The sequence below is a fragment of the Methylobacterium sp. UNC300MFChir4.1 genome, assembly GCF_900110155.1.
Lineage (GTDB): Bacteria > Pseudomonadota > Alphaproteobacteria > Rhizobiales > Beijerinckiaceae > Methylobacterium.
Genome location: NZ_FOCS01000022.1, coordinates 1 through 21,351, shown reverse-complemented (window position 1 = coordinate 21,351; position 21,351 = coordinate 1). Strand labels below are relative to the sequence as shown.

The following is a 21,351-nucleotide window of genomic DNA, read 5'->3' as shown; positions in this document are numbered from 1 at the left end:
ATCTTGCACAGACGCAAGGATCCGCGCGTGGCGCTCGACTGGGACGACTTCCGGTTCGCGAAGACCGTGGCCGATCGGGGCGGCCTGACCGCGGCGGCGACCGAGCTCGGGATCAACCACTCGACGGCGTTCCGGCGCCTCGCCGCCCTGGAGGCGCGGCTCGGCACGCGCCTGTTCGAGCGGCTGCGCACGGGCTATGTGCCGACCGCCGCCGGGCAGGCGATGATCGACGCGGCCGGACGGATCGAGGCGGACGTGACGCGCTTCGCCCGCGTGGTGGCGGGACAGGGCGAGACACCCTCCGGCGAGCTGCGGGTGACCGCGCCGGCCGGCTTCGCCGCCGACCTGCTGATGCCGATGCTGGCGAGCTTCGCCGAGCGCTATCCGGAGATTCGGATCGACCTCATCCTCGCGGAGGCGACGCTCAACCTCTCGCGCCGGGACGCCGACGTGGCGATCCGGATCAGCCGCGAGCCGAGCGAGACGCTGGTCGGCCGCCGCCTCGCCCTCACGGCTTGGGGAGTCTACGGCCGCGCCGACCGCGCCTACGGTGATCTGGCCCGCGAGGCGTGGATCAGTCCGGGGCCGCTGGTGGCGGGCGGCTCGCTCACGCGGTTCGTGGAGGCGCGGGCGCCCTCCGACCACGTCCGCCTGCGGGTCAACGCGGTGATCGGTCTCGAAGCGGCGGTCGAGGCCGGCCTCGGCATCGGCCCGCTTCCCTGCTTCACGGCCGACCTCAATCCGGCGCTGCGACGGCTGTCAGGGCCACACCCGGAACTCGGGGCGGACCTCTGGATCCTGACGCATCCGGACCTGCGCCACGCGGCGCGGGTCCGGGCCTTCATGGAACATGTCGCCGAGGCGCTGCTGCCGCTGCGGGCCCGATTCGAGGGCCGTTGACCCGCCTCAGCGGATCTCGACGACCTCGACCTCGTGGCCGTTCACCTCGACCACGTCGCCGATCGTCTTGCCCGTGATGGCGCGGGCGAGCGGTGCCACGTACGAGATCGAGCCCTTGTGCGGGTCGGCCTCGTCCTCGCCGACGATCCGGAAGGTCTGCCGGGTCTCCTTGCCGGACTCGTCCTCGCGGACCACCGTGACGGTGGAGCCGAACTGCACGGTGTCGCCGCCCCTGGGCTCCACGAGCTGCGCGGTGTTCTTCCGGGCCGCCCAGTAGCGCAGGTCGCGCCCGATGCGGGAATCCTCCGCCTTGTCGGCGGGGTCCAGCGAGGCGACCTCCTTCTCGAGACGCGCGACCTCGGCCTCGATCTGCGCGAGCCCCTCCGGCGTGACGAAGTTCGTGTGCGGCGAGATCGGCCGGTCCGGCAGATTCTCGAACGCTTCCCCACCCTCGGGCTCTTTGACGAATGCGACGCTCATGAAGACGCCAACACGCGAGGTACGGCAAAGGTTCCCGCGCGACGGCGGTTCGGCCGGCCCGGCGTTTTCGCCGTGGCGCGACACGGGCACCGCTCGCTAGACTCTCCGGCGATTCACCCGGAGCCGTCGATGTCGTCCCTGTCCGCCGCCGAGGCCGTCGCCGCCAACCGCCAAGCCTGGGATGCCTCCGCGCCGCTGCACCGGAGCGACCCGTCGTGGGACCGGCTGACGCAGAACTTCGCGCGGGACCCCGGCTTCTCCTGCTTCGACCCGCCGATGGAGGCGGCCCTGCGGGCGATCGGCCTCGCCGGGACCTCCGTCGCGCAGCTCTGCTGCAACAACGGGCGGGAGACGGTGTCGCTGATGAATCTCGGCGCCCGGTCGGCGACCGGGTTCGACCAGTCGGAGGCGTTCCTCGCCCAGGCCAGGGACCTCGCCGGCATCGCCGGGCGCGACTGCCGCTTCGTCGCGGGCGACGTGCACGCGATCGACGCGGAGCACGACGGTGCCTACGACCTCGCGGTGATCACCATCGGCGTGCTGGGCTGGATGCCCGACCTGCCGCGCTTCCTCGCCGTGGCGGCGCGCCTCCTGCACCCGGGCGGCCGGATCCTCATCCACGAGGAGCACCCCGTCGTGAACATGTTCGAGCCGCGGGCGGAGCAGCCGCTCCTGGTCCGGCACTCCTATTTCCGCACGGCGCCGTTCGTGGGCGAGGACGCCATCGTGTACGGCGACGGGCCGGCCCCGCGGGTCGGACCGCATTACTGGTTCGCCCATCCCGTCGGGATGCTGATCGAGAGCCTGATCGGTGCCGGCCTCGCGATCGAGCGGTTCCGGGAGTTTCCTGACAACATCAGCAGCACGGCCTGCGACGTGCTCGCCGCCGACCGGCTCCTGCCGATGAGCTACCTGCTCCAGGCCCGGAAAGCCGCCTGACGGGCGCCGGACCTACTCCACCGTCACGACGGTCCGGCCTCGGACCTTGCCGGCCAGGATCTCCTCGCCGAGCCGGCCGACCTCCTCCAGGCGGACCGTGCTCGTCATGGCGGCGAGCTTGGCCAGGTCGAGCTCCCGGGCGAGGCGGGCCCAGGCCTCGCGCCGCTTCTTCTGCGGGGTGGTGACGCTGTTGATGCCGAGCAGCGAGACGCCGCGGAGGATGAAGGGCGCCACCGAGGTCGGCAGGTCCATGCCCTGCGCCAGCCCGCAGGCCGCGACGGCGCCGTCCGCCCGGGTCATGGCGAGGACGTTGGCGAGCGTCGTGGAGCCCACGGCGTCAACGCCGGCGGCCCAGCGCTCCTTGCCCAGCGGCTTGCCGGGCTTCGACAGTTCGGCCCGGTCGAGGATCTCGGCGGCGCCGAGTCCCTTCAGGTAATCGGCCTCGCCGTCCCGGCCCGTGGAGGCGATCACGTGCCAGCCCGCCCGGGCGAGGAGCGCCACCGCGACGGAGCCGACGCCGCCCGAGGCGCCGGTGACGATGACCGGGCCGTGCTCGGGCTTCACGCCGTGGGCGTCCAGCGCCATGCAGCACAGCATCGCCGTGTAGCCGGCGGTGCCCACCGCCATGGCCTGCTCGGCCGTGAGACCCTGGGGCAGCGGAACCAGCCAGTCGCCCCGGACCCGGGCGCGCTGCGCGTAGGCGCCGAGATGCGTCTCGCCGACGCCCCAGCCGGTGAGCACGACCGCGTCGCCCGGCCTGTACTCCGGGTGGTCCGAGGTCTCGACGATCCCGGAGAAGTCGATGCCGGGGATCATCGGGAAGCGGCGCACCACCGGCGACTTGCCGGTGAGCGCGAGGCCGTCCTTGTAATTCAGGGTCGAGTGCGTCACCCGCACGGTGACGTCGCCGTCCATCAGGTCGGCGTCGTCGAAATCCCGGAAGGCGAGGCTCTGGCCGGCCTCGTTCTTCTCGACCACCCAGGCCTTGAACGTCCCCATCGTCACCTCCCGTGCTGCGCGGTGAGGTGTGGCCGGGACGCCCGGAATCAAGGCGACGGCGGTCGTTACCGGCTCAGTATCCGTCGTACCGGCTGCCCGTGTAGAAGCCGAGACCGACGCCGATATCCGAGGAGCTGGCCCCGGTGATGCCGAGGGCGTCCGGGATCGAGCCGACGAGCGGGCCGCCGTAGGCCGCGGGCTGGTAGCCGTAACCGCCGCCGATCGGCGCCCAGCCGGCCCGGGCGGGCGCGACGAGGACGCGGCGGCTGACGCTGGCATACTCCGGCGGGATCGTCTCGGGGATCGTCTGCGCCGGGCGGATCAGCACGGTCCGGGTGCGGACGGCGAAGCGCGGCGGCGTGGTCACCCAGCAGCCGATCAGCTCGCCGCCGGGGCCGCGGCTGGTCTGCCAGTAGCGGCCGCCGGGCGAGACCATCACGCGCTCCGACACCGTGTCGTAGACCGGCGGCGTGGTCCGGTAGACCGTGCGGGGCGGGCGCACCAGCACGTTCTCCTGCACGGTGTCGTAGACCGGCGGCGTGACGACGCGGCGATAGCATTCGGAGCCGTAGCAGCCGCCGGCCTGGGCGGGTGCGGCGAGGAGCACGCCGCCGAGGGCGGCGGCGAGGAGAGCGGTGCGAGCGACCGGCGCGGTCATGGAAGTCCTCTGATACGCATTACTACGAGACGCGGCGCGGACGCGGCGCTCGTCTCGACGTACCAGAGGCCAGACTCGTTGCCCGGCGCGCAAGCATTATCGGGAACGAAGGTAAAATTAACCCTTGGTTTCGACTGCTTAGGCGTCGCCTACCTAGGTAGGATTGTTCGGATCTTGGACAGTCTCTCTTATGAAGTCCGGTCCGGCCCGGGTCAGGTCTGGCCGGCCCGGAGCTGGTAGAAGATGTGCCGGCCGATCACGTCCATCTTGCGCAGGCGGCGGGCCCAGCCCGGGCGCACGTAGTCGGCGTGGTAGTGGGTCGCGGCGCCGACCTCGGCGAGGTAGGTCCGGCCCTCGATCACCGAGCGGGCGATGCGGGTGGCGCTCTCCCAGGCGCCGGCATCGGTGATGCGCAGGGACTTGCCCTCGCAGGCGAAGGAGAACTGGCAGCCCATGTAGTGGTGCCGGTTCTGGTAGACGACACCGCAGACGCTCGCCGGGTAGAGGCCGCTCTTCACCCGGTTGAGCACCACCTGGGCGACAGCGGCCTGGCCGGCCTCGGGCTCGCTCCGGGCTTCGAAATAGACCGCCTCGGAGAGGCAGCGCTGCTCCTTGTCGAGGGAGTTCGGGTCGATCAGGTCGGCGTAGCGCCGGCGCGCGTCCTCGGGCACCGGCTGGGCGCTGTCGGGCCGCTCGGTGCGGATCGCGAAATCGGGGAGCGCGAGGCTCGCCGCGGCGATCTCGACGGGGATGGCGTCGGCGGGCGCCGGCGTCGTGGAGGACAGCGCGATGGCCCGCGGCACCGGCGGGGTCGAGCCGTCGAAGCGCTCGGGGCCGCCATCCTCGGTGAGGTCGGCCGTCCCCGCGCCCGTGGAGGCGGCGGTGCCGCTGCCGGTGGTGAGGCCGAGATCCGGCACGGGGACGAAGGCGGCCTCCGGCTCGGATTCCGGGTCCCAGATCGCGGAGCCCTGCGTCAGCACGCCGGTGACGCTCCCGGTAACGTCGCCGAACACCAGGGCGCCGCCCGCCTCGCGCAGGTTCGCGGCCCGGCGCGCGAAGCTCTCGGCCGGCGGCCGGGCGGGGTCGCCCTTGCCGGCCCGCTGCACGACCGGGAAAACGTGCGCGCCGGTCTTGAAGGTCGCCTGGGGCGGCTCGTCGCCGAGGCGGCGGAGGGCCGATCCGATCAGCAGGGTGCCGGGCGGCAGCGGCGGGACCGTGTCGGCATCGATCACCCCGAGCCGGCTCGCCCCGATGGCGTTCTCTGTCCCGGCATCGGCGGTGAACGACACCAGCAGGCCCAGACCGACCATCCAGGGCGTCAGGGCCGCCGAGAGCCAGCGCAGGCTCGATTCCCGTCCTCGTCTCGTGCCCACGACGCCAGACCCGCACTCACGCACCCGAACCGGCCCGATCCTCCCCGTTTCCAGGGTGTTTCTGCGGCCGCGCCGAATTTATCGCGCGGTATGGTTGAGCTGCCGTTAAGGCCGGACGGTCGCGCGTGTCTCGATACGGTTTCGGGGTTGCAGTCGACACTGCCCGGCCCGTCATCACGAGCGCAGCGAAGTGACCCAGGGCAGCGGGACGCCTTCCAGCGTGGCGCGACACTGGGTTGCTTCGCTGCGCTCGCAAAGACGGCGTTCGAGTTGGTGAGGGGACACGGCCGGACAAAGGCAGGCCGGAACGAGAAAGGGCGGCCCGAAGGCCGCCCTCTCCCAACTCAGTCCTGCCGACGGCCTCACTCGGCGGCGGCGGGCGGAAGCTCCTCGACCGGCATGGCGCCGCTCTCGGCCTGCTTCTGCTGCAGGATCATCGCGTCGCGGCGGCGGGCGATGGAGCGGATATCCGCCACCATCGAGCCCGTGCCCGCCGGGATCAGCGACCCGACGATGACGTTCTCCTTCAGGCCTTCCAGGGTGTCGACCTTGCCGTTGACCGCCGCCTCGGTGAGGACGCGGGTGGTCTCCTGGAACGAGGCCGCCGAGATGAACGACTTGGTCTGCAGCGACGCCTTGGTGATGCCCAGCAGGACCGGAACGCCCTGGATCGGCTTCTTGCCCTCGGCGAGCAGCTTCTCGTTGAAGTCGGTCAGCTCCGTGCGATCGATCTGGTCACCCGAGAGGATGTCCGAGTCGCCGCCGTCGGTCACTTCGACCTTCTGCAGCATCTGACGGACGATCACCTCGATGTGCTTGTCGTTGATCGACACGCCCTGCAGCCGGTAGACCTCCTGGATCTCGTTGACGAGGTAGGCCGCGAGTTCCTCCACGCCCTTGATCGCCAGGATGTCGTGCGGGGCCGGGTTTCCGTCGACGATGTAATCGCCGAGCTCGACCACGTCCCCGTCCTGCAGGTGGATGTGCTTGCCCTTCGGGATCAGGTACTCGACCGCCTCCGAGCCGTCATGCGGCGTCAGCGTGAGCCGACGCTTGTTCTTGTAGTCGCGGCCGAACGCGATGGTCCCCGACTTCTCGGCGATGATCGCCGCGTCCTTCGGGCGCCTTGCCTCGAACAGCTCCGCCACCCGCGGCAGACCGCCGGTGATGTCGCGGGTCTTGGCCGAGTCGGTCGAGACGCGGGCGAGAATGTCGCCGGCATTCACCTTCGCGCCGGGATCGAAGCCGATGATGGCGTCGACCGGCAGGAAGTAGCGGGCGTCCGAGCCGCGGGGCAGCTTGAGCGCCTTGCCGTCCCGATCGACCACGACCATCGCGGGCTTGAGGTCAGAGGTCCGAGCCGAACCGCGCCAGTCGACGACGACGCGCTTGGCGATGCCGGTCGACTCGTCGGTGGTCTCGGTCATGGACTGGCCGTCGACCAGGTCCTCGTAGGCCACGATGCCGTCGACCTCGGTGAGGATCGGACGGGTGTAGGGATCCCACTCGGCGATGCGCTGCCCACGCTTGATCTTGTCACCCTCGTCGACCCGGAGCTTGGCGCCGTACTGCAGGCGGTGGACCGCCCGCTCGACCCCGTCCGACCCGACGACCACCACCGCCACGTTGCGGCCGGTGGCGATCAGATCGCCATCGGAGTTCTTGGCGATCGCGCGGTTGCGGATCTTGATCGTGCCCTCGAAGCTCGACTCGATGAACGACGAGTCGGCGATCTGGGCCGCACCGCCGATGTGGAAGGTGCGCATCGTGAGCTGCGTGCCCGGCTCGCCGATCGACTGCGCCGCGATGACGCCGACGGCCTCGCCCATGTTGACGGGCGTGCCGCGGGCGAGGTCGCGCCCATAGCAGGTGGCGCAGACGCCACTCTTGGTGGCGCAGACGAGCACCGAGCGGATCTTCACCTCCTGGATGCCGGCGGCGTTGATCGCCGGAAGGTGCCGCTCCTCGATGGTCTCGCCGGTCTTGACGATCACCGTGCCGTCCGCGGCCACCAGATCCTCGGCCGTGGCACGGCCCAGGATGCGGGTGGCGAGCGTCGCCACGACCTGGCCGGCATCCACGATGGCGCGCATCTTGATGCCGTTGGTCGTGCCGCAATCGACCTCGCGGATGACGGCGTCCTGGGCCACGTCGACGAGGCGGCGGGTCAGGTAGCCGGAATTCGCGGTCTTCAGGGCGGTGTCGGCCAAGCCCTTACGGGCACCGTGCGTGGAGTTGAAGTACTCCAGAACGTCCAGGCCTTCCTTGAAGTTCGAGATGATCGGGGTCTCGATGATCTCGCCCGACGGCTTGGCCATGAGGCCGCGCATCGCCGCGAGCTGCTTCATCTGGGCAGGCGAGCCGCGGGCACCCGAGTGGCTCATCATGTAGATCGAGTTGACCTGCTTGTCGGCCCCGTGCTCGTCCTTCTGGACGGCCGAGATCCGGCCCATCATCTCGGCGGCCAGCTTGTCCGAGCACTTCGCCCAGGCATCGACGACCTTGTTGTACTTCTCACCCTGGGTGATCAGGCCGTCGTTGTACTGCTGCTCGTAATCCTTCACGAGCGCGCGGGTCGTGTCGACGATCGACCACTTGTTCTCCGGCACGACCATGTCGTCCTTGCCGAACGAGATGCCGGCCTTGAACGCGTGGTTGAAGCCGAGCGCCATGATCCGGTCGCAGAAGATCACCGACTCCTTCTGACCGCAGTGGCGGTAGACGGTGTCGATCATCGCCGAGATCTCCTTCTTGGTCATCAGCTTGTTGACGACGTCGAAGGGCACCTTGGCGTGCTTCGGCAGGGCGCCGGAGAGGATCACGCGGCCAGGGGTGGTCTCGTAGGTCTTGGTTAGGGGCTCACCGTCCGGGCCGATACCGGTCCAGCGCCACTTGATCTTCGAGTGCAGCGACACCGCCTTGGCGGCGAGAGCGTGCTCCAGCTCGCCCATGTCGCCGTAGACGCCCTGCATCGGGTTCTTGGCGTTGCCCGGCTTGAACTCGCCCGGCGCGCCCTCGGCCACGATCGACAGGTAGTAGAGGCCGAGAACGATGTCCTGCGACGGCACGATGATCGGCTGACCGTTGGCCGGGTGCAGGATGTTGTTCGTCGACATCATCAGGACGCGCGCTTCCAGCTGCGCCTCGAGCGACAGCGGGACGTGCACGGCCATCTGGTCGCCGTCGAAATCGGCGTTGAACGCGGCGCAGACCAGCGGGTGCAGCTGGATCGCCTTGCCCTCGATCAGCTTCGGCTCGAAGGCCTGGATGCCGAGGCGGTGCAGCGTCGGCGCGCGGTTCAGCATCACCGGGTGCTCGCGGATCACCTCATCGAGGATGTCCCAGACCTCCGGCTTCTCTTTCTCGACCAATTTCTTGGCCTGCTTCACCGTGGCCGAGAAGCCCTTGGCGTCGAGGCGCGCGTAGATGAACGGCTTGAACAGCTCCAAAGCCATCTTCTTGGGCAGGCCGCACTGGTGCAGCTTCAGCTCCGGACCGACCACGATGACCGAGCGGCCCGAGTAGTCGACGCGCTTGCCGAGCAGGTTCTGGCGGAACCGGCCCTGCTTGCCCTTCAGCATGTCGGCGAGCGACTTCAGCGGGCGCTTGTTGGCGCCCGTGATGACGCGGCCGCGGCGGCCGTTGTCGAACAGGGCGTCGACGGCCTCCTGCAGCATCCGCTTCTCGTTGCGGATGATGATGTCGGGCGCGCGCAGCTCGATCAGCCGCTTCAGGCGGTTGTTGCGGTTGATGACGCGGCGGTACAGGTCGTTCAGGTCGGAGGTCGCGAAGCGGCCGCCGTCCAGCGGGACCAGCGGGCGCAGGTCCGGCGGGATCACCGGCACGACCGTGAGGATCATCCATTCCGGCTTGTTGCCGGACATCTGGAAGGCCTCGATGATCTTGAGCCGCTTCAGGAGCTTCTTGGGCTTCAGCTCCGAGGTGGTGACGGCGATCTCCTCGCGCAGATCGTTGGCGATCTTGTCGAGGTCCAGCTCCTGCAGGATGCGCCGGATGGCCTCGGCGCCGATCATGGCGGTGAACGAGTCCTCGCCGTACTCCTCCTGCGCGCGCAGGTACTCCTCCTCCGACAGGAGCTGGCGCTCCTTCAGGGGGGTGAGGCCCGGCTCGATGACGCAGTACGACTCGAAGTACAGGATCCGCTCGAGGTCCTTGAGCGCCATGTCGAGCAGCAGGCCGATGCGCGACGGCAGCGACTTCAGGAACCAGATATGCGCGACGGGGGCGGCCAGCTCGATGTGGCCCATGCGGTCGCGCCGGACGCGCGCGAGGGTGACCTCGACGCCGCACTTCTCACAGATGACGCCCTTGTACTTCATGCGCTTGTACTTGCCGCACAAACACTCGTAGTCCTTGATCGGCCCGAAGATGCGCGCGCAGAACAGGCCGTCGCGCTCGGGCTTGAAGGTCCGGTAGTTGATGGTCTCGGGCTTCTTGATCTCACCGTACGACCAGGAGAGGATCTTCTCCGGGGACGAGATCGAGATCTTGATCTGGTCGAAGCTGACCGGCTGGGCCTGCTGGTTGAAAAGGTTCATGACCTCTTGGTTCATGATCCGCTCCTTGTTGACGCCGGCAGCCCCGCGCCGGGCCACCGCGTCCTAAAAAAGATTCGGCGCCGCGCCCCGCGCGGGCGCTGCTCACCGTCGTCGAACCCTGGAAGGCCCCTCCCCTCCCCGCTCGACCGTGGCGGCGGGGAACCGCCGCCACGGGAGGTTTTCTCGCTGGCTTACTCGGCCGCGTCGGCCGGGGGCTCAAGCTGGTCGTTGGCGGCCTTCTTGGAGGACGTCAGCTCGACGTTGAGGCCGAGCGAGCGCATCTCCTTGACGAGCACGTTGAACGACTCGGGGATGCCGGCCTCGAAGGTGTCGTCGCCGCGCACGATCGCCTCGTAGACCTTGGTGCGGCCGGCCACGTCGTCCGACTTCACCGTGAGCATCTCCTGCAGCGTGTAGGCCGCGCCGTAGGCCTCCAGCGCCCAGACCTCCATCTCGCCGAAGCGCTGGCCGCCGAACTGCGCCTTGCCGCCCAGCGGCTGCTGGGTGACGAGCGAGTAGGGGCCGATCGAGCGCGCGTGGATCTTGTCGTCCACGAGATGGTGGAGCTTCAGCATGTAGATGTAGCCCATCGTCACCTTGCGGTCGAAGGGCTCGCCGGTGCGCCCGTCGTAGAGCGTCGACTGCGCCGAGCGGTCGAGACCGGCCATCTCCAGCATCTGCTCGATATCGGCCTCCTTAGCGCCGTTGAAGACCGGCGTGGCCATCGGCACGCCGCGGCGGACGTTGTTGCCGGCCTCGGCCAGCTCCTCGTCCGTCAGGCCGTCGAGCTCGCCCGGGGAGTAGATCGCCTTCATCTCCTCCCGCAGCGGCGCGATGTCCTGCGACTTCAGATAGGCATCCACCGCCTTCGACACCTTGCGACCCAGGCCCGCAGCCGCCCAGCCGAGGTGCGTCTCCAGGATCTGGCCGACGTTCATGCGCGAGGGCACGCCCAGCGGGTTGAGCACGATGTCGGCATGCGTCCCGTCCTCTAGGAACGGCATGTCCTCGATCGGCACGATCCGCGACACGACACCCTTGTTGCCGTGACGGCCGGCCATCTTGTCGCCCGGCTGGATCTTGCGCTTCACCGCCACGAAGACCTTGACCATCTTCATGACGCCGGGGGGCAGCTCGTCGCCGCGCTGCAGCTTCTCGACCTTGTCGAGGAAGCGCTGCTCGAGGCGCTTCTTCGACTCGTCGTACTGCTTCTGCATCGCCTCCATCTCGGTCATGAGACGGTCGTCGATGACGGCGAACTGCCACCACTGCGAGCGCGGGTAATCGTTGATCAGCTCGCGCGTGAGCGTGGTGTCCTTGCGGAAGCCCTTCGGGCCGGCCACCGGCGCCTGACCGATCAGCACGTCCGCGAGGCGGGCGTAGGTGTTGCGGTCGAGGATCGCCTGCTCGTCGTCGCGGTCCTTGGCGAGGCGCTCGATCTCCTCGCGCTCGATCGCCTGGGCGCGCTCGTCCTTGTCGACGCCGTGGCGGTTGAACACGCGGACTTCCACGATGGTCCCGGTGACGCCCGGCGGCACCCGCAGGGAGGTGTCGCGCACGTCCGAGGCTTTCTCGCCGAAGATGGCGCGGAGCAGCTTCTCCTCCGGCGTCATCGGGCTCTCGCCCTTCGGGGTGATCTTGCCGACGAGGATGTCGCCGGCGTTCACCTCGGCACCGATGTAGACGATGCCGGCCTCGTCGAGGTTCTTGAGCGCTTCCTCGGAGACGTTCGGGATGTCGCGGGTGATCTCCTCCGGCCCGAGCTTGGTGTCGCGGGCCATCACCTCGAACTCCTCGATGTGGATCGAGGTGAACACGTCATCCTTCACGATCCGCTCGGAGAGCAGGATCGAGTCCTCGAAGTTGTAGCCGTTCCACGGCATGAACGCGACGAGCACGTTCCGGCCGAGCGCCAGCTCGCCGAACTCGGTCGAGGGACCGTCGGCGATGATCTCGCCCTTCTTGACGAACTCGCCGACGCGGACCAGCGGCTTCTGCGTGATGCAGGTCGACTGGTTGGAGCGCTGGAACTTCTGCAGCCGGTAGATGTCGACGCCCGGCTTGTTGGCGTCGGCCTCCTCGGTGGCGCGGATGACGATACGGGTGGCGTCCACCTGATCGACGATGCCGGCCCGGCGGGCCGCGATGGCGGCGCCGGAATCCCGGGCGACCACCGCCTCCATGCCGGTGCCCACGAACGGGGCGTCGGCGCGGACCAGCGGCACCGCCTGGCGCTGCATGTTCGAGCCCATCAGCGCGCGGTTGGCGTCGTCGTTCTCGAGGAACGGGATCAGCGCCGCGGCGACCGAGACGAGCTGCTTCGGCGACACGTCCATGAGGTCGACGCGCTCAGGACCGACGACGATCACCTCGCCAGCCCGGCGGCAGACCACGAGGTCCTCCGTGAGCTTGCGATTCTCGTCCATCTGGGCGTTCGCCTGGGCGACGTAGTACTTCGCCTCCTCCATGGCCGAGAGGTAGGCGACCTCGTCGGTGACCACGCCGTCGCGCACGCGGCGGAACGGGGTCTCGATGAAGCCGTACTTGTTCACCCGCGCGAAGGTGGCGAGCGAGTTGATCAGGCCGATGTTCGGGCCTTCCGGCGTCTCGATCGGGCAGATGCGGCCGTAATGGGTCGGGTGCACGTCGCGCACTTCGAACCCGGCGCGCTCGCGGGTCAGACCGCCCGGGCCCAGCGCCGAGAGGCGGCGCTTGTGCGTCACCTCGGAGAGCGGGTTGGTCTGGTCCATGAACTGCGACAGCTGCGACGAGCCGAAGAACTCGCGCACGGCCGCGGCCGCGGGCTTCGCGTTGATCAGGTCCTGCGGCATGACCGTGTCGATGTCGACCTGGCTCATGCGCTCGCGGATGGCGCGCTCCATGCGCAGGAGGCCCAGGCGGTACTGGTTCTCCATGAGCTCGCCCACCGAGCGGACGCGGCGGTTGCCGAGGTGGTCGATGTCGTCGACCTCGCCCTTGCCGTCGCGCAGCTCCACGAGCGCCTTGACCACCGCCAGCATGTCCTCCTTGCGGAGGGTGCGCACGGTGTCGGCGGCGTCGAGGTCGAGGCGCATGTTCATCTTCACGCGGCCGACCGCCGAGAGGTCGTAGCGCTCGGAATCGAAGAACAGCGAGTGGAACATCGCCTCGGCGGTCTCGAGGGTCGGCGGCTCGCCCGGGCGCATGACCCGGTAGATGTCGAACAGCGCACCCTCGCGGTTGGAGTTCTTGTCCACCGCCAGCGTGTTGCGGATGTAGGGGCCGATGTTGACGTGGTCGATGTCGAGCACCGGCAGCTCGGTGATCCCGACCTCCTCCAGGCTCTTCAGGAGCTTGTCGGTGACCTCCTCGCCGGCCTCGGCCCAGATCTCGCCGGTCTGCACGTTGACGAGGTCCTCGGCGACGTACTGGCCGACGAGATCCTCGTCGGTCGCCTTGAGGGACTTGGTGCCCTTCTCGGTGATCTGGCGGGCGTTGCGGGCATTCAGCTTCTTGCCGGCCTCGAGCACGACCTCGCCGGAATCGGCGTCGATCAGGTCGACGGTCGCCTTCATGCCCTTCATGCGCTCGGCGTCGAACGGCACGCGCCAGTCGGCGCCGTCCCGGTCGTAGACGACCTTGTTGTAGAAGGTCGACAGGATCTCCTCGCCGTCGAGACCCAGGGCGTAGAGCAGCGACGTCGCCGGCAGCTTGCGCTTCCGGTCGATGCGGACGTGCACGATGTCCTTGGCGTCGAACTCGACGTCGAGCCAGGAGCCCCGGTACGGGATGATGCGGGCGGCGAACAGGAGCTTGCCCGAGGAGTGGGTCTTGCCCTTGTCGTGGTCGAAGAACACGCCCGGCGAGCGGTGCATCTGCGAGACGATGACGCGCTCGGTGCCGTTGACGATGAAGGTGCCGTTCTCCGTCATCAGGGGCATGTCGCCCATGTAGACGTCCTGCTCCTTGATGTCCTTGACGGACTTCGCCTGGGTGTCCGGGTCGACGTCGAACACGATGAGGCGCAGCGTGACCTTCAGCGGGGCCGCGAAGGTGATGCCGCGCTGGCGGCACTCGTCCACGTCGTATTTCGGGGCCTCGAAGGTGTAGCGCACGAACTCGAGCAGCGCCGTGGAGGCGAAGTCGGAGATCGGGAACACCGACTTGAACACGCTCTGCAGCCCCTCGTCGGCGCGCCCGCCCTCAGGCTCGTCGACCATCAGGAACTGGTCGTAGGACGCCTTCTGAACCTCGATGAGGTTCGGCATCTCGGCAACTTCCTTGATCTTGCCGAAGAACTTCCGAATGCGCTTGCGACCGACCAGCGTGTTGGCCATGTGACCTCGCTCCTACCCGCGTGCCTCGCGCCCGGGGAAGCGTTCCCGAAAGGGACCTCCCGCACCGGGCCGTGACGCGCGCCCCGCCGAGCCGCGCCACCGAACCGAATCTCTTGCCGGTCCCGTTCCAGGACCATCCGCCGAAGCGGCCTAAAGCCCGCGGGCGCTGACCCGCGGGCTCCGGTCACGACAGGCTCGCGCGGAGCCTTCGTGGGGTGATGGGCCGGGACCGGCCCATCGTCGACTTACTTGAGCTCGACCTTGGCGCCGGCCTTCTCGAGCTGGGCCTTGAGCTTCTCGGCCTCGTCCTTGGCGACGCCTTCCTTGATCGGCTTCGGCGCGCCCTCGACCAGGTCCTTGGCCTCCTTGAGGCCGAGGCCGGTGATCGCGCGGACCTCCTTGATGACCTCGATCTTCTTGTCGCCGGCGGAGGCGAGGACGACCGTGAACTCAGTCTGCTCCTCGGCAGCGGCGGCGGCGCCACCGGCGGCCGGGCCGGCGGCCACGGCGACGGCAGCGGCGGCCGAGACGCCCCACTTCTCCTCGAGCATCTTGGCCAGGTCAGCGGCCTCGAGCACGGTCAGCGAGGACAGGTCGTCGACGAGCTTGGCGAGATCAGCCATTTTGAATTCCTCTCAGATATCGGTTTGAACGGATGGATTTTGAAGGGCCTCAGGCGGCCTCGTCCTTGTTGGCATAGGCCCCGAACACGCGGGCGAGCTTCGCCGCCGGCGCGTTGACGACCTGAGCGATCTTGGTCGCGGGCGCCTGCACGAGGCCCACGATCTTGGCGCGCAGTTCGTCGAGGGACGGGAGCGAGGCGAGCGCCTTCACGCCGTCCGGGTTCAGGGCGGTCTTCCCCATCGCGCCGCCGAGGATCACGAGCTTGTCGTTGACCTTGGCGAAATCGACCGCGACCTTCGCGGCAGCGACCGGATCGCCGGAATAGGCGAGCAGTGTCGGGCCCTTCAGGAGCGGCTTGATGGAGGCGACGTCCGTGCCATCGAGTGCGATGCCGGCGAGGCTGTTCTTGGCGACCTTCACGGTGGCGCCGGCCTGCTTCATCTGCGCGCGCAGCTTCTGCATGTCGGCGACCGTGAGGCCCTTGTAGTGGGCCACGACGACGACGGCGCTCTGATTGAACACGCCGTTGAGCGTCGAGACGAGATCAGCTTTAGCTGTCCGGTCCACTGGGCTCTCTCCGGTTGGCGGAACCCGGTCTCGGGTCCGCCGGTTGCACATGCCGCCCGGACGTGGTCTCGGCCTTCAGGAAGACCGGGAACGTCCGAACGACGCTTCGCGGCCCTGTCCCCGCGCGTGCCCCTTCGGGCCGCCTCGGGCGAGTTGGTTCAAACCGACACCCCTCCGCGGCCGGGGCCGGGGCGAGGCTTTTCGAATTCGGTCTTCCCCGTCTGTGCAGGCTGGCGGATTAAGCCGGCGAACCGGCACCTGCAGTCTCGGACAGGACATGGCCGGACAAGGCTCCGCGGGACTGGTCGCCCCTGGGATCCTTCCGGCCAGTGCCACCCGGTTGCCCGGGCGACATTTCGAGCGGAAACCGGCCGATCGGCCGCTCTCCTTCCGTGAGGATGAAATGCGTGAGGCGCGGTGTATAGAGCCTAGCAAGCCGCCTGCCAAGGGCCGGAGCGCGACTTTTCCGCCGCAGGCAAGGACTTGCGCGGGTACCCTGCCGCTGCTGCATCGCTCGGAGCCCGTCCCGGGATCCCCCGCTAGGCCGCCTCGCGCTCCGGCACCAGCTTGCGCCGCGCGGCCTCCCACCAGCTGCGGTCGCGGGCGGCCTTCGCCTCCGCGGCCTTCGCGGCGTAGAACGAGGCGTTGTGCTCGCCGCGCAGGGCCTCGCGGGTGAAGCGGATCAGGTGGTGGGCCACGAAGCCCATGTTGAACACCGCCTCGATCTGCCCGCGCTTCAGCGCGTAGCCGGCCGCGCTCCAGAACGGCCTGCGGTAGTCGGAGAAGATCCCGACGCGGGTGATGATGTTGAAGCCCAGGATGAGGCCGCGGCGCAGGTTGGTGAAGGTCAGCTTGCCGGCCGTCGGCGTGGTGATGCGGTTCGGGTAGGTCACCGCGCACTGGTGCTTGAACCGCTCGAAGATCTTCTCCGGCTCGTAGGCGTGCGCGATCGCCCGGCGCCAGCTACTCACCACCGAATCGTGGGGGCGCTTGAACAGGACGTTCGACTCGAGGCTGGCGTCGTGGAGGAGCCGGCCCTCGCGCTCCAGCCGGTCCCAGAGCGGGGTCTTGGGCAGGGCCTGGAGCAGGTTGATGGTCAGGACCGGGATCGCCGAGCGGTCGATGAAGTCGATCAGGTTCTGCTCGGATTTGTCGGTGTCGCTGTCGAGGCCCAGGATGATGCCGGAGGTCACCTCGAGCCCGTAGGAATTGAGGGTCTCGATCGCCTCGTACATCGGCACGGCGGCGTTGTGGGTCTTGTCGATGCCCTTGAGGGCGTCCGCCTCCGGGGTCTCGATCCCGACGAACACCGTCATGAAGTTGGCCTGCCGCATCAGCTCCAGGATCTCGGGCTGCTTGGCCATGTTCAGCGTCGCCTCGCAGGCGAACTGGAGCGGGTAGTTGTTCCGCTTCTGCCATTCCACGAGGTGCGGCAGCATCTCGCGGGTCGCCTTGCGGTTGCCGATGAAGTTGTCGTCGACGAAGTAGACCACCGCCGGGTGGCCCGGCTGGCTGACGATGGCGTCGAGCTCGGCGCACATCTGCTCCGGGCTCTTCAGGCGCGGCTGGCGGCCGTAGAGCTGCGGGATGTCGCAGAACTCGCAGCGGTAGGGGCAGCCCGAGGAGAATTGCAGGGAGCCGATCAGGTAGCGCTTGAGCGGCGCCGCCTCGTAGGCCGGAGCCGGGAAGTCCGCGAGCGGGAGGCGATCCTTGGTCTCCAGCACCACCTGGGCGTGCGGCGGCGTGAGGTCCGCGTCGAGGCGGGCGACGAGCTGGTCGGTGGCGTCGCCGATCTCGCCGATATGGAGGTAGTCGAAGTCGCCGTACTTCTCCGGCGCGCCCGAGACCGAGGGGCCGCCCAGCACCGTCACCTTCCCGGCCGCGCGGGCGCGGTCGCGGATATCGTGGATCTGCGGCTCCTGGATGTGCATCCCGGAGACGAAGACCGCGTCGGCCCAGGCGAAGTCGGCCGGGCCCGCGCGGCGGATATTCTCATCGATGAACCGGCATTCCCAAGCCTCCGGCATGTAGGCCGCGATCAGCAGCAGCCCCTGCGGCGGCATGAACGCCTTCACCCCGCCCATCAGCGGGTAGGCGTGGGAGAATGTCCCGAAGGACGGCGTGTAGGCGGGAAAGACGCACAGGATGCGTCGCTTGGAGGTGACCGTCAGGGTGCATCGCATGCCGGCCTATCTAGCACAGCCGCGGCCGTTGGCGCCCCCCTCGGCGGTTAAGAATGGCGTGAGGGACGCAGGTTCGGGCCGGCCCATCGCGGCTTGTCTTCCTGTCGCGTCACCGACCGTATTCCGCGCCTGCCTCACGCCCTGGACAGGCCTGCGTCGGAGACAGGTCCGAGACAGGGACGAGCACCGATCCCGCGAACGCAGAGCGCCCGGCCGTTCCCGGCCGGGCGCTCCGCAGCGTCGACGATTCGTCCCGCCTCAGGCGGTCAGAACCGTGTTCGGCTCGACCTTCACGCCCGGGCCCATCGTCGAGGTGACGGCGATGCGCTGGACGTAGGTGCCCTTGGCGCCCGCGGGCTTCGCCTTGGCGACGGCGTCCGCGAAGGCCTTGATGTTCTCGACGAGCTTGTCGGCGTCGAACGAGACCTTGCCGACGCCGGCATGGACGATGCCGGCCTTCTCGACGCGGAACTCGACCGAGCCACCCTTGGCGCCGGCGACGGCGCCCTTCACGTCCATGGTGACGGTGCCGACCTTCGGGTTCGGCATCAGGCCGCGCGGGCCCAGCACCTTACCGAGACGGCCGACCAGCGGCATCATGTCGGGGGTCGCGATGCAGCGATCGAACTCGATCTTGCCGCTCTGCACGATCTCGAGGAGATCCTCGGCGCCGACGATGTCGGCACCGGCGGCCTTGGCGTCGTCCGCCTTGGCGCCGCGGGCGAAGACCGCCACGCGCACCGTCCGGCCGGAGCCGTTCGGCAGGTTGCAGACGCCGCGGACCATCTGGTCGGCGTGGCGGGGATCGACGCCGAGGTTCATCGAGACCTCGACGGTCTCGTCGAACTTCGCGGTCGCCCGCTCCTTGACCAGCTTGATCGCCTCGTCGAGCGCGTAGAGCTTGGTCGCCTCGATGCCCTCGCGGGCGGCGCGGATGCGCTTGCCTTCCTTAGCCATGCTGCCCTCCCTTACGCGACGACTTCGAGGCCCATGGCCCGCGCGGAGCCACGGATCATCGCGACGGCCGACTCGACCGTGTCGCAGTTGAGGTCGGGCATCTTCTTCTCGGCGATCTCGCGAAGCTGCGCCTCGGTGATCTTGCCGACGGTCGGGCCCTTGCCCGGGGTCTTGGAACCGGAGGCCGGCTTCTTGCCGAGCTTCAGGCCGACGGCCTTCTTCAGGAAGAAGGTGACCGGGGGCTGCTTCATCTCGAAGGTGAAGGAGCGGTCCTGATACGCGGTGATGATCACCGGGATCGGGGTGCCCTTCTCCATCTGCGCGGTCTTCGCGTTGAAGGCCTTGCAGAATTCCATGATGTTGAGGCCGCGCTGACCGAGCGCGGGGCCGATCGGCGGCGACGGGTTGGCGGCGCCGGCCGGGACCTGAAGCTTCACGTAGCCCGTGATCTTCTTCGCCATGGGACTGCTCCCAATGAAAATCCGCCCCCGTGCGGCCTGAAGCGCGGCGGGTCGGACGGTTGCAGGTCGCGGTGCGAGCCGTGGATCCCGGAGGCGAAGCCGGGCGGTTCTCCCGCGGATGGTGCCGCATCCGCGAACGGGATGCGGCGGCTTCGCGGCCGCCGCTCAGCGAGGGCCGGGAAAGATGGGCGGCCGGACGGCCGCCGGACTCAGGAGGCTCAGGCCTTCTCGACCTGGGCGTACTCGAGCTCGACCGGCGTGGCGCGGCCGAAGATCGACACGGCCACCTTGAGGCGGGAGCGGGCGTCGTCGATCTCCTCGACGGTGCCGTTGAAGCTGGCGAACGGGCCGTCGGCGACCCGGACGGTCTCGCCGATCTCGAAGGAGATCGAGGGCTTCGGCCGGTCGACGCCCTCGGCGACCTGGCCCTTGATCCGCTCGGCCTCGGCGTCCGGGATCGGCACCGGCTTCGACTTGTCGGCCCCGAGGAAGCCCGTGACCTTCGGGGTGTTCTTGATCAGGTGGTAGACCTCGTCGGTGAGGTCGCACTTCACCAGCACGTAGCCGGGGAAGAACTTGCGCTCGGCGTCGACCTTCCGGCCGCGGCGGACCTCCACGACCTTCTCGGTCGGGACCATCACCTCGTCGAACAGCTCGGTCAGCCCGCGCTGGGCCGCCTGGTCCTTGATGGACTGGGCAACCTTGTTCTCGAAGTTCGAGTAGGCGTGGACGATGTACCAGCGCTTCGACACGGTTCCGTTCAACTCCGACAAGTCCCCGGGGTCACCCCCGATCGGCGGCGAGCCGCCCCCAGACGCCCAGGATTTCTCAGACGCCCAGGATCAGGCCGACCAAGAAGCGCAGGGCCTGATCCACGACCGTGAAGAACAGGCTCGCGGCGACGACCATCACGAACACCATGATGGTCGTGATCGTGGTCTCCCGGCGGGTCGGCCACGTGACCTTGCGGGCCTCGTCGCGCACCTGGGCGAAGAACTCGCCCGGCGTGGCGCGCTTCTGCGGCGCGCGGGCGGGGGTCGCGGGCCGGGCGGGCGGCGGATTCGCGGGACCGCGGGCCGCGCCGCGCACCAGGTCCACCTTCTTGGTCGCTTCGTTCGATGCCATGGCGCCAGTGTCTGTGCGTGTTCGGCCCCGAGGCAGAGACCGCATCCGGGAATGCGAATGTCGGCGCCGAGGACCCGGATGGGCCCGCACCGACGGTCGCTTCAGATCTCGGATTGCGCCCGCTCTAGCGCAACTCCCCCGGCTTGTCGACCGGGCCGCCGCGCGGGATCGGGCTGAATGTCTGGCAGGAGTGGAGGGACTCGAACCCGCAACCTCCGGTTTTGGAGACCGGCGCTCTGACCAGTTGAGCTACACTCCTAGCGCACCGCCCAATGCCCCATCGCGGCGCGGCTTGCAAGGGGTCGCTTGCGGGAAGCGGGCGGGAAGCGGGCGGGAAGCGGGCGGGAAGCGGCGCCGACAGGACCCCGCCGGCCCGAAACGACGACGCCGGCCCCCGTCGAGAAGGGAGCCGGCGTCGGAGAGGCGGGGCGGCGCGCGGCGCCGCCCCGGATCGATCGTCAGTCGTTGATGGCGGCGACGACGCCGGCGCCGACGGTGCGGCCGCCCTCGCGGATGGCGAAGCGCAGCTTCTCCTCCATGGCCACCGGCACGATCAGCGCCACGTCCATGGTCACGTTGTCGCCCGGCATCACCATCTCGGTGCCCTCCGGCAGCGTGCAGATCCCGGTCACGTCCGTGGTCCGGAAGTAGAACTGCGGCCGGTAGTTGGTGAAGAACGGCGTGTGGCGGCCGCCCTCCTCCTTGGTCAGGATGTACGCCTCGGCCTTGAACTTCGAGTGCGGCTTCACCGAACCCGGCTTGCACACGACCTGGCCGCGCTCCACGTCCTCGCGCTTCGTGCCGCGCAGCAGCACGCCGACGTTGTCACCCGCCTGCCCCTGGTCGAGCAGCTTGCGGAACATCTCCACGCCCGTCACCGTCGTCTTGGTGGTCGCCCGGATGCCGACGATCTCGACTTCCTCGCCCACCTTCACGATGCCGCGCTCGACGCGACCCGTCACCACCGTGCCGCGGCCCGAGATCGAGAACACGTCCTCGATCGGCATCAGGAACGGCATGTCGATCGGACGCTCCGGCTGCGGGATGTAGGTGTCCACGGTCGCCATCAGCGCCAGGACCGCCTCCTTGCCGATCTTCGGCTCCTTGTCCTCGAGCGCCATCAGCGCCGAGCCCTTGGTGATCGGGATGTCGTCGCCCGGGAAGTCGTACTTGGAGAGCAGCTCGCGCACCTCCAGCTCGACCAGCTCCA

General features: G+C 68.8%; 16 protein-coding genes and 1 tRNA gene. 2 read left to right on the top strand and 15 right to left on the bottom strand.

Annotated features, from left to right (window positions below; genetic code table 11):
* The first annotated feature begins 27 nt into the window (after positions 1-27).
* Complete coding sequence (locus tag BMY19_RS23780) at positions 28-900, top strand: LysR family transcriptional regulator (protein ID WP_100253156.1); 873 nt, start codon at positions 28-30, stop codon at positions 898-900.
* Positions 901-906: 6 nt separating this feature from the next.
* Here BMY19_RS23780 and greA read toward each other — a convergent pair whose 3' ends face one another.
* Positions 907-1,380, bottom strand: coding sequence for a transcription elongation factor GreA (gene greA / locus BMY19_RS23775; protein WP_020096234.1), 474 nt, complete (start codon positions 1,378-1,380; stop codon positions 907-909).
* A 129-nt stretch (positions 1,381-1,509) separates the two neighbouring features.
* Here greA and BMY19_RS23770 point away from each other — a divergent pair, with 129 nt between their 5' ends.
* Positions 1,510-2,319, top strand: a complete 810-nt coding sequence (locus tag BMY19_RS23770) for a class I SAM-dependent methyltransferase (protein ID WP_100253155.1) — start codon at positions 1,510-1,512, stop codon at positions 2,317-2,319.
* 12 nt (positions 2,320-2,331) lie between these two features.
* On the opposite strand, the gene BMY19_RS23765 is transcribed toward BMY19_RS23770, so the two are convergent.
* The 14 genes from BMY19_RS23765 to BMY19_RS23700 form a co-directional block, all read right to left on the bottom strand.
* The gene (locus BMY19_RS23765; protein ID WP_100253154.1) at positions 2,332-3,318 is read right to left on the bottom strand and encodes an acrylyl-CoA reductase (NADPH); all 987 of its coding nucleotides are present in this window, start codon (positions 3,316-3,318) and stop codon (positions 2,332-2,334) included.
* A 73-nt stretch (positions 3,319-3,391) separates the two neighbouring features.
* Positions 3,392-3,976, bottom strand: coding sequence for a hypothetical protein (locus tag BMY19_RS23760; RefSeq protein WP_100253153.1), 585 nt, complete (start codon positions 3,974-3,976; stop codon positions 3,392-3,394).
* A 212-nt stretch (positions 3,977-4,188) separates the two neighbouring features.
* Positions 4,189-5,286 (bottom strand): cell wall hydrolase, encoded by a 1,098-nt coding sequence (locus BMY19_RS23755; RefSeq protein WP_100253152.1) that lies wholly within the window; start codon positions 5,284-5,286, stop codon positions 4,189-4,191.
* A 425-nt stretch (positions 5,287-5,711) separates the two neighbouring features.
* On the bottom strand, positions 5,712-9,923 hold the full coding sequence (gene rpoC / locus BMY19_RS23750; protein WP_100253180.1) for a DNA-directed RNA polymerase subunit beta': 4,212 nt from the start codon (positions 9,921-9,923) through the stop codon (positions 5,712-5,714).
* A gap of 176 nt (positions 9,924-10,099) precedes the next feature.
* A complete protein-coding gene (gene rpoB, locus BMY19_RS23745; RefSeq protein WP_100253151.1) occupies positions 10,100-14,224 on the bottom strand; it encodes a DNA-directed RNA polymerase subunit beta in 4,125 nt (1,374 codons plus the stop codon).
* A 245-nt stretch (positions 14,225-14,469) separates the two neighbouring features.
* The gene (gene rplL, locus BMY19_RS23740) at positions 14,470-14,847 is read right to left on the bottom strand and encodes a 50S ribosomal protein L7/L12 (RefSeq protein ID WP_020096227.1); all 378 of its coding nucleotides are present in this window, start codon (positions 14,845-14,847) and stop codon (positions 14,470-14,472) included.
* A gap of 49 nt (positions 14,848-14,896) precedes the next feature.
* The gene (gene rplJ / locus BMY19_RS23735) at positions 14,897-15,415 is read right to left on the bottom strand and encodes a 50S ribosomal protein L10 (protein ID WP_026605422.1); all 519 of its coding nucleotides are present in this window, start codon (positions 15,413-15,415) and stop codon (positions 14,897-14,899) included.
* Positions 15,416-15,954: 539 nt separating this feature from the next.
* The gene (locus BMY19_RS23730; RefSeq protein WP_100253150.1) at positions 15,955-17,598 is read right to left on the bottom strand and encodes a B12-binding domain-containing radical SAM protein; all 1,644 of its coding nucleotides are present in this window, start codon (positions 17,596-17,598) and stop codon (positions 15,955-15,957) included.
* 258 nt (positions 17,599-17,856) lie between these two features.
* On the bottom strand, positions 17,857-18,555 hold the full coding sequence (rplA, locus tag BMY19_RS23725; protein WP_020096224.1) for a 50S ribosomal protein L1: 699 nt from the start codon (positions 18,553-18,555) through the stop codon (positions 17,857-17,859).
* An 11-nt stretch (positions 18,556-18,566) separates the two neighbouring features.
* Complete coding sequence (gene rplK / locus BMY19_RS23720) at positions 18,567-19,016, bottom strand: 50S ribosomal protein L11 (RefSeq protein ID WP_010686899.1); 450 nt, start codon at positions 19,014-19,016, stop codon at positions 18,567-18,569.
* A gap of 218 nt (positions 19,017-19,234) precedes the next feature.
* Positions 19,235-19,768 carry a transcription termination/antitermination protein NusG gene (gene nusG, locus BMY19_RS23715; protein WP_012320778.1) on the bottom strand — a complete coding sequence of 178 codons (534 nt, stop codon included), beginning with the start codon at positions 19,766-19,768 and terminating at the stop codon, positions 19,235-19,237.
* Positions 19,769-19,844: 76 nt separating this feature from the next.
* On the bottom strand, positions 19,845-20,141 hold the full coding sequence (gene secE, locus BMY19_RS23710) for a preprotein translocase subunit SecE (protein ID WP_020096222.1): 297 nt from the start codon (positions 20,139-20,141) through the stop codon (positions 19,845-19,847).
* Between the two features lie 182 nt (positions 20,142-20,323).
* A tRNA-Trp gene (locus BMY19_RS23705) sits at positions 20,324-20,400 on the bottom strand.
* 199 nt (positions 20,401-20,599) lie between these two features.
* A partial coding sequence (locus BMY19_RS23700) for an EF-Tu C-terminal domain-related protein (RefSeq protein WP_244535002.1) occupies positions 20,600-21,351 on the bottom strand: 752 nt, incomplete at its 5' end.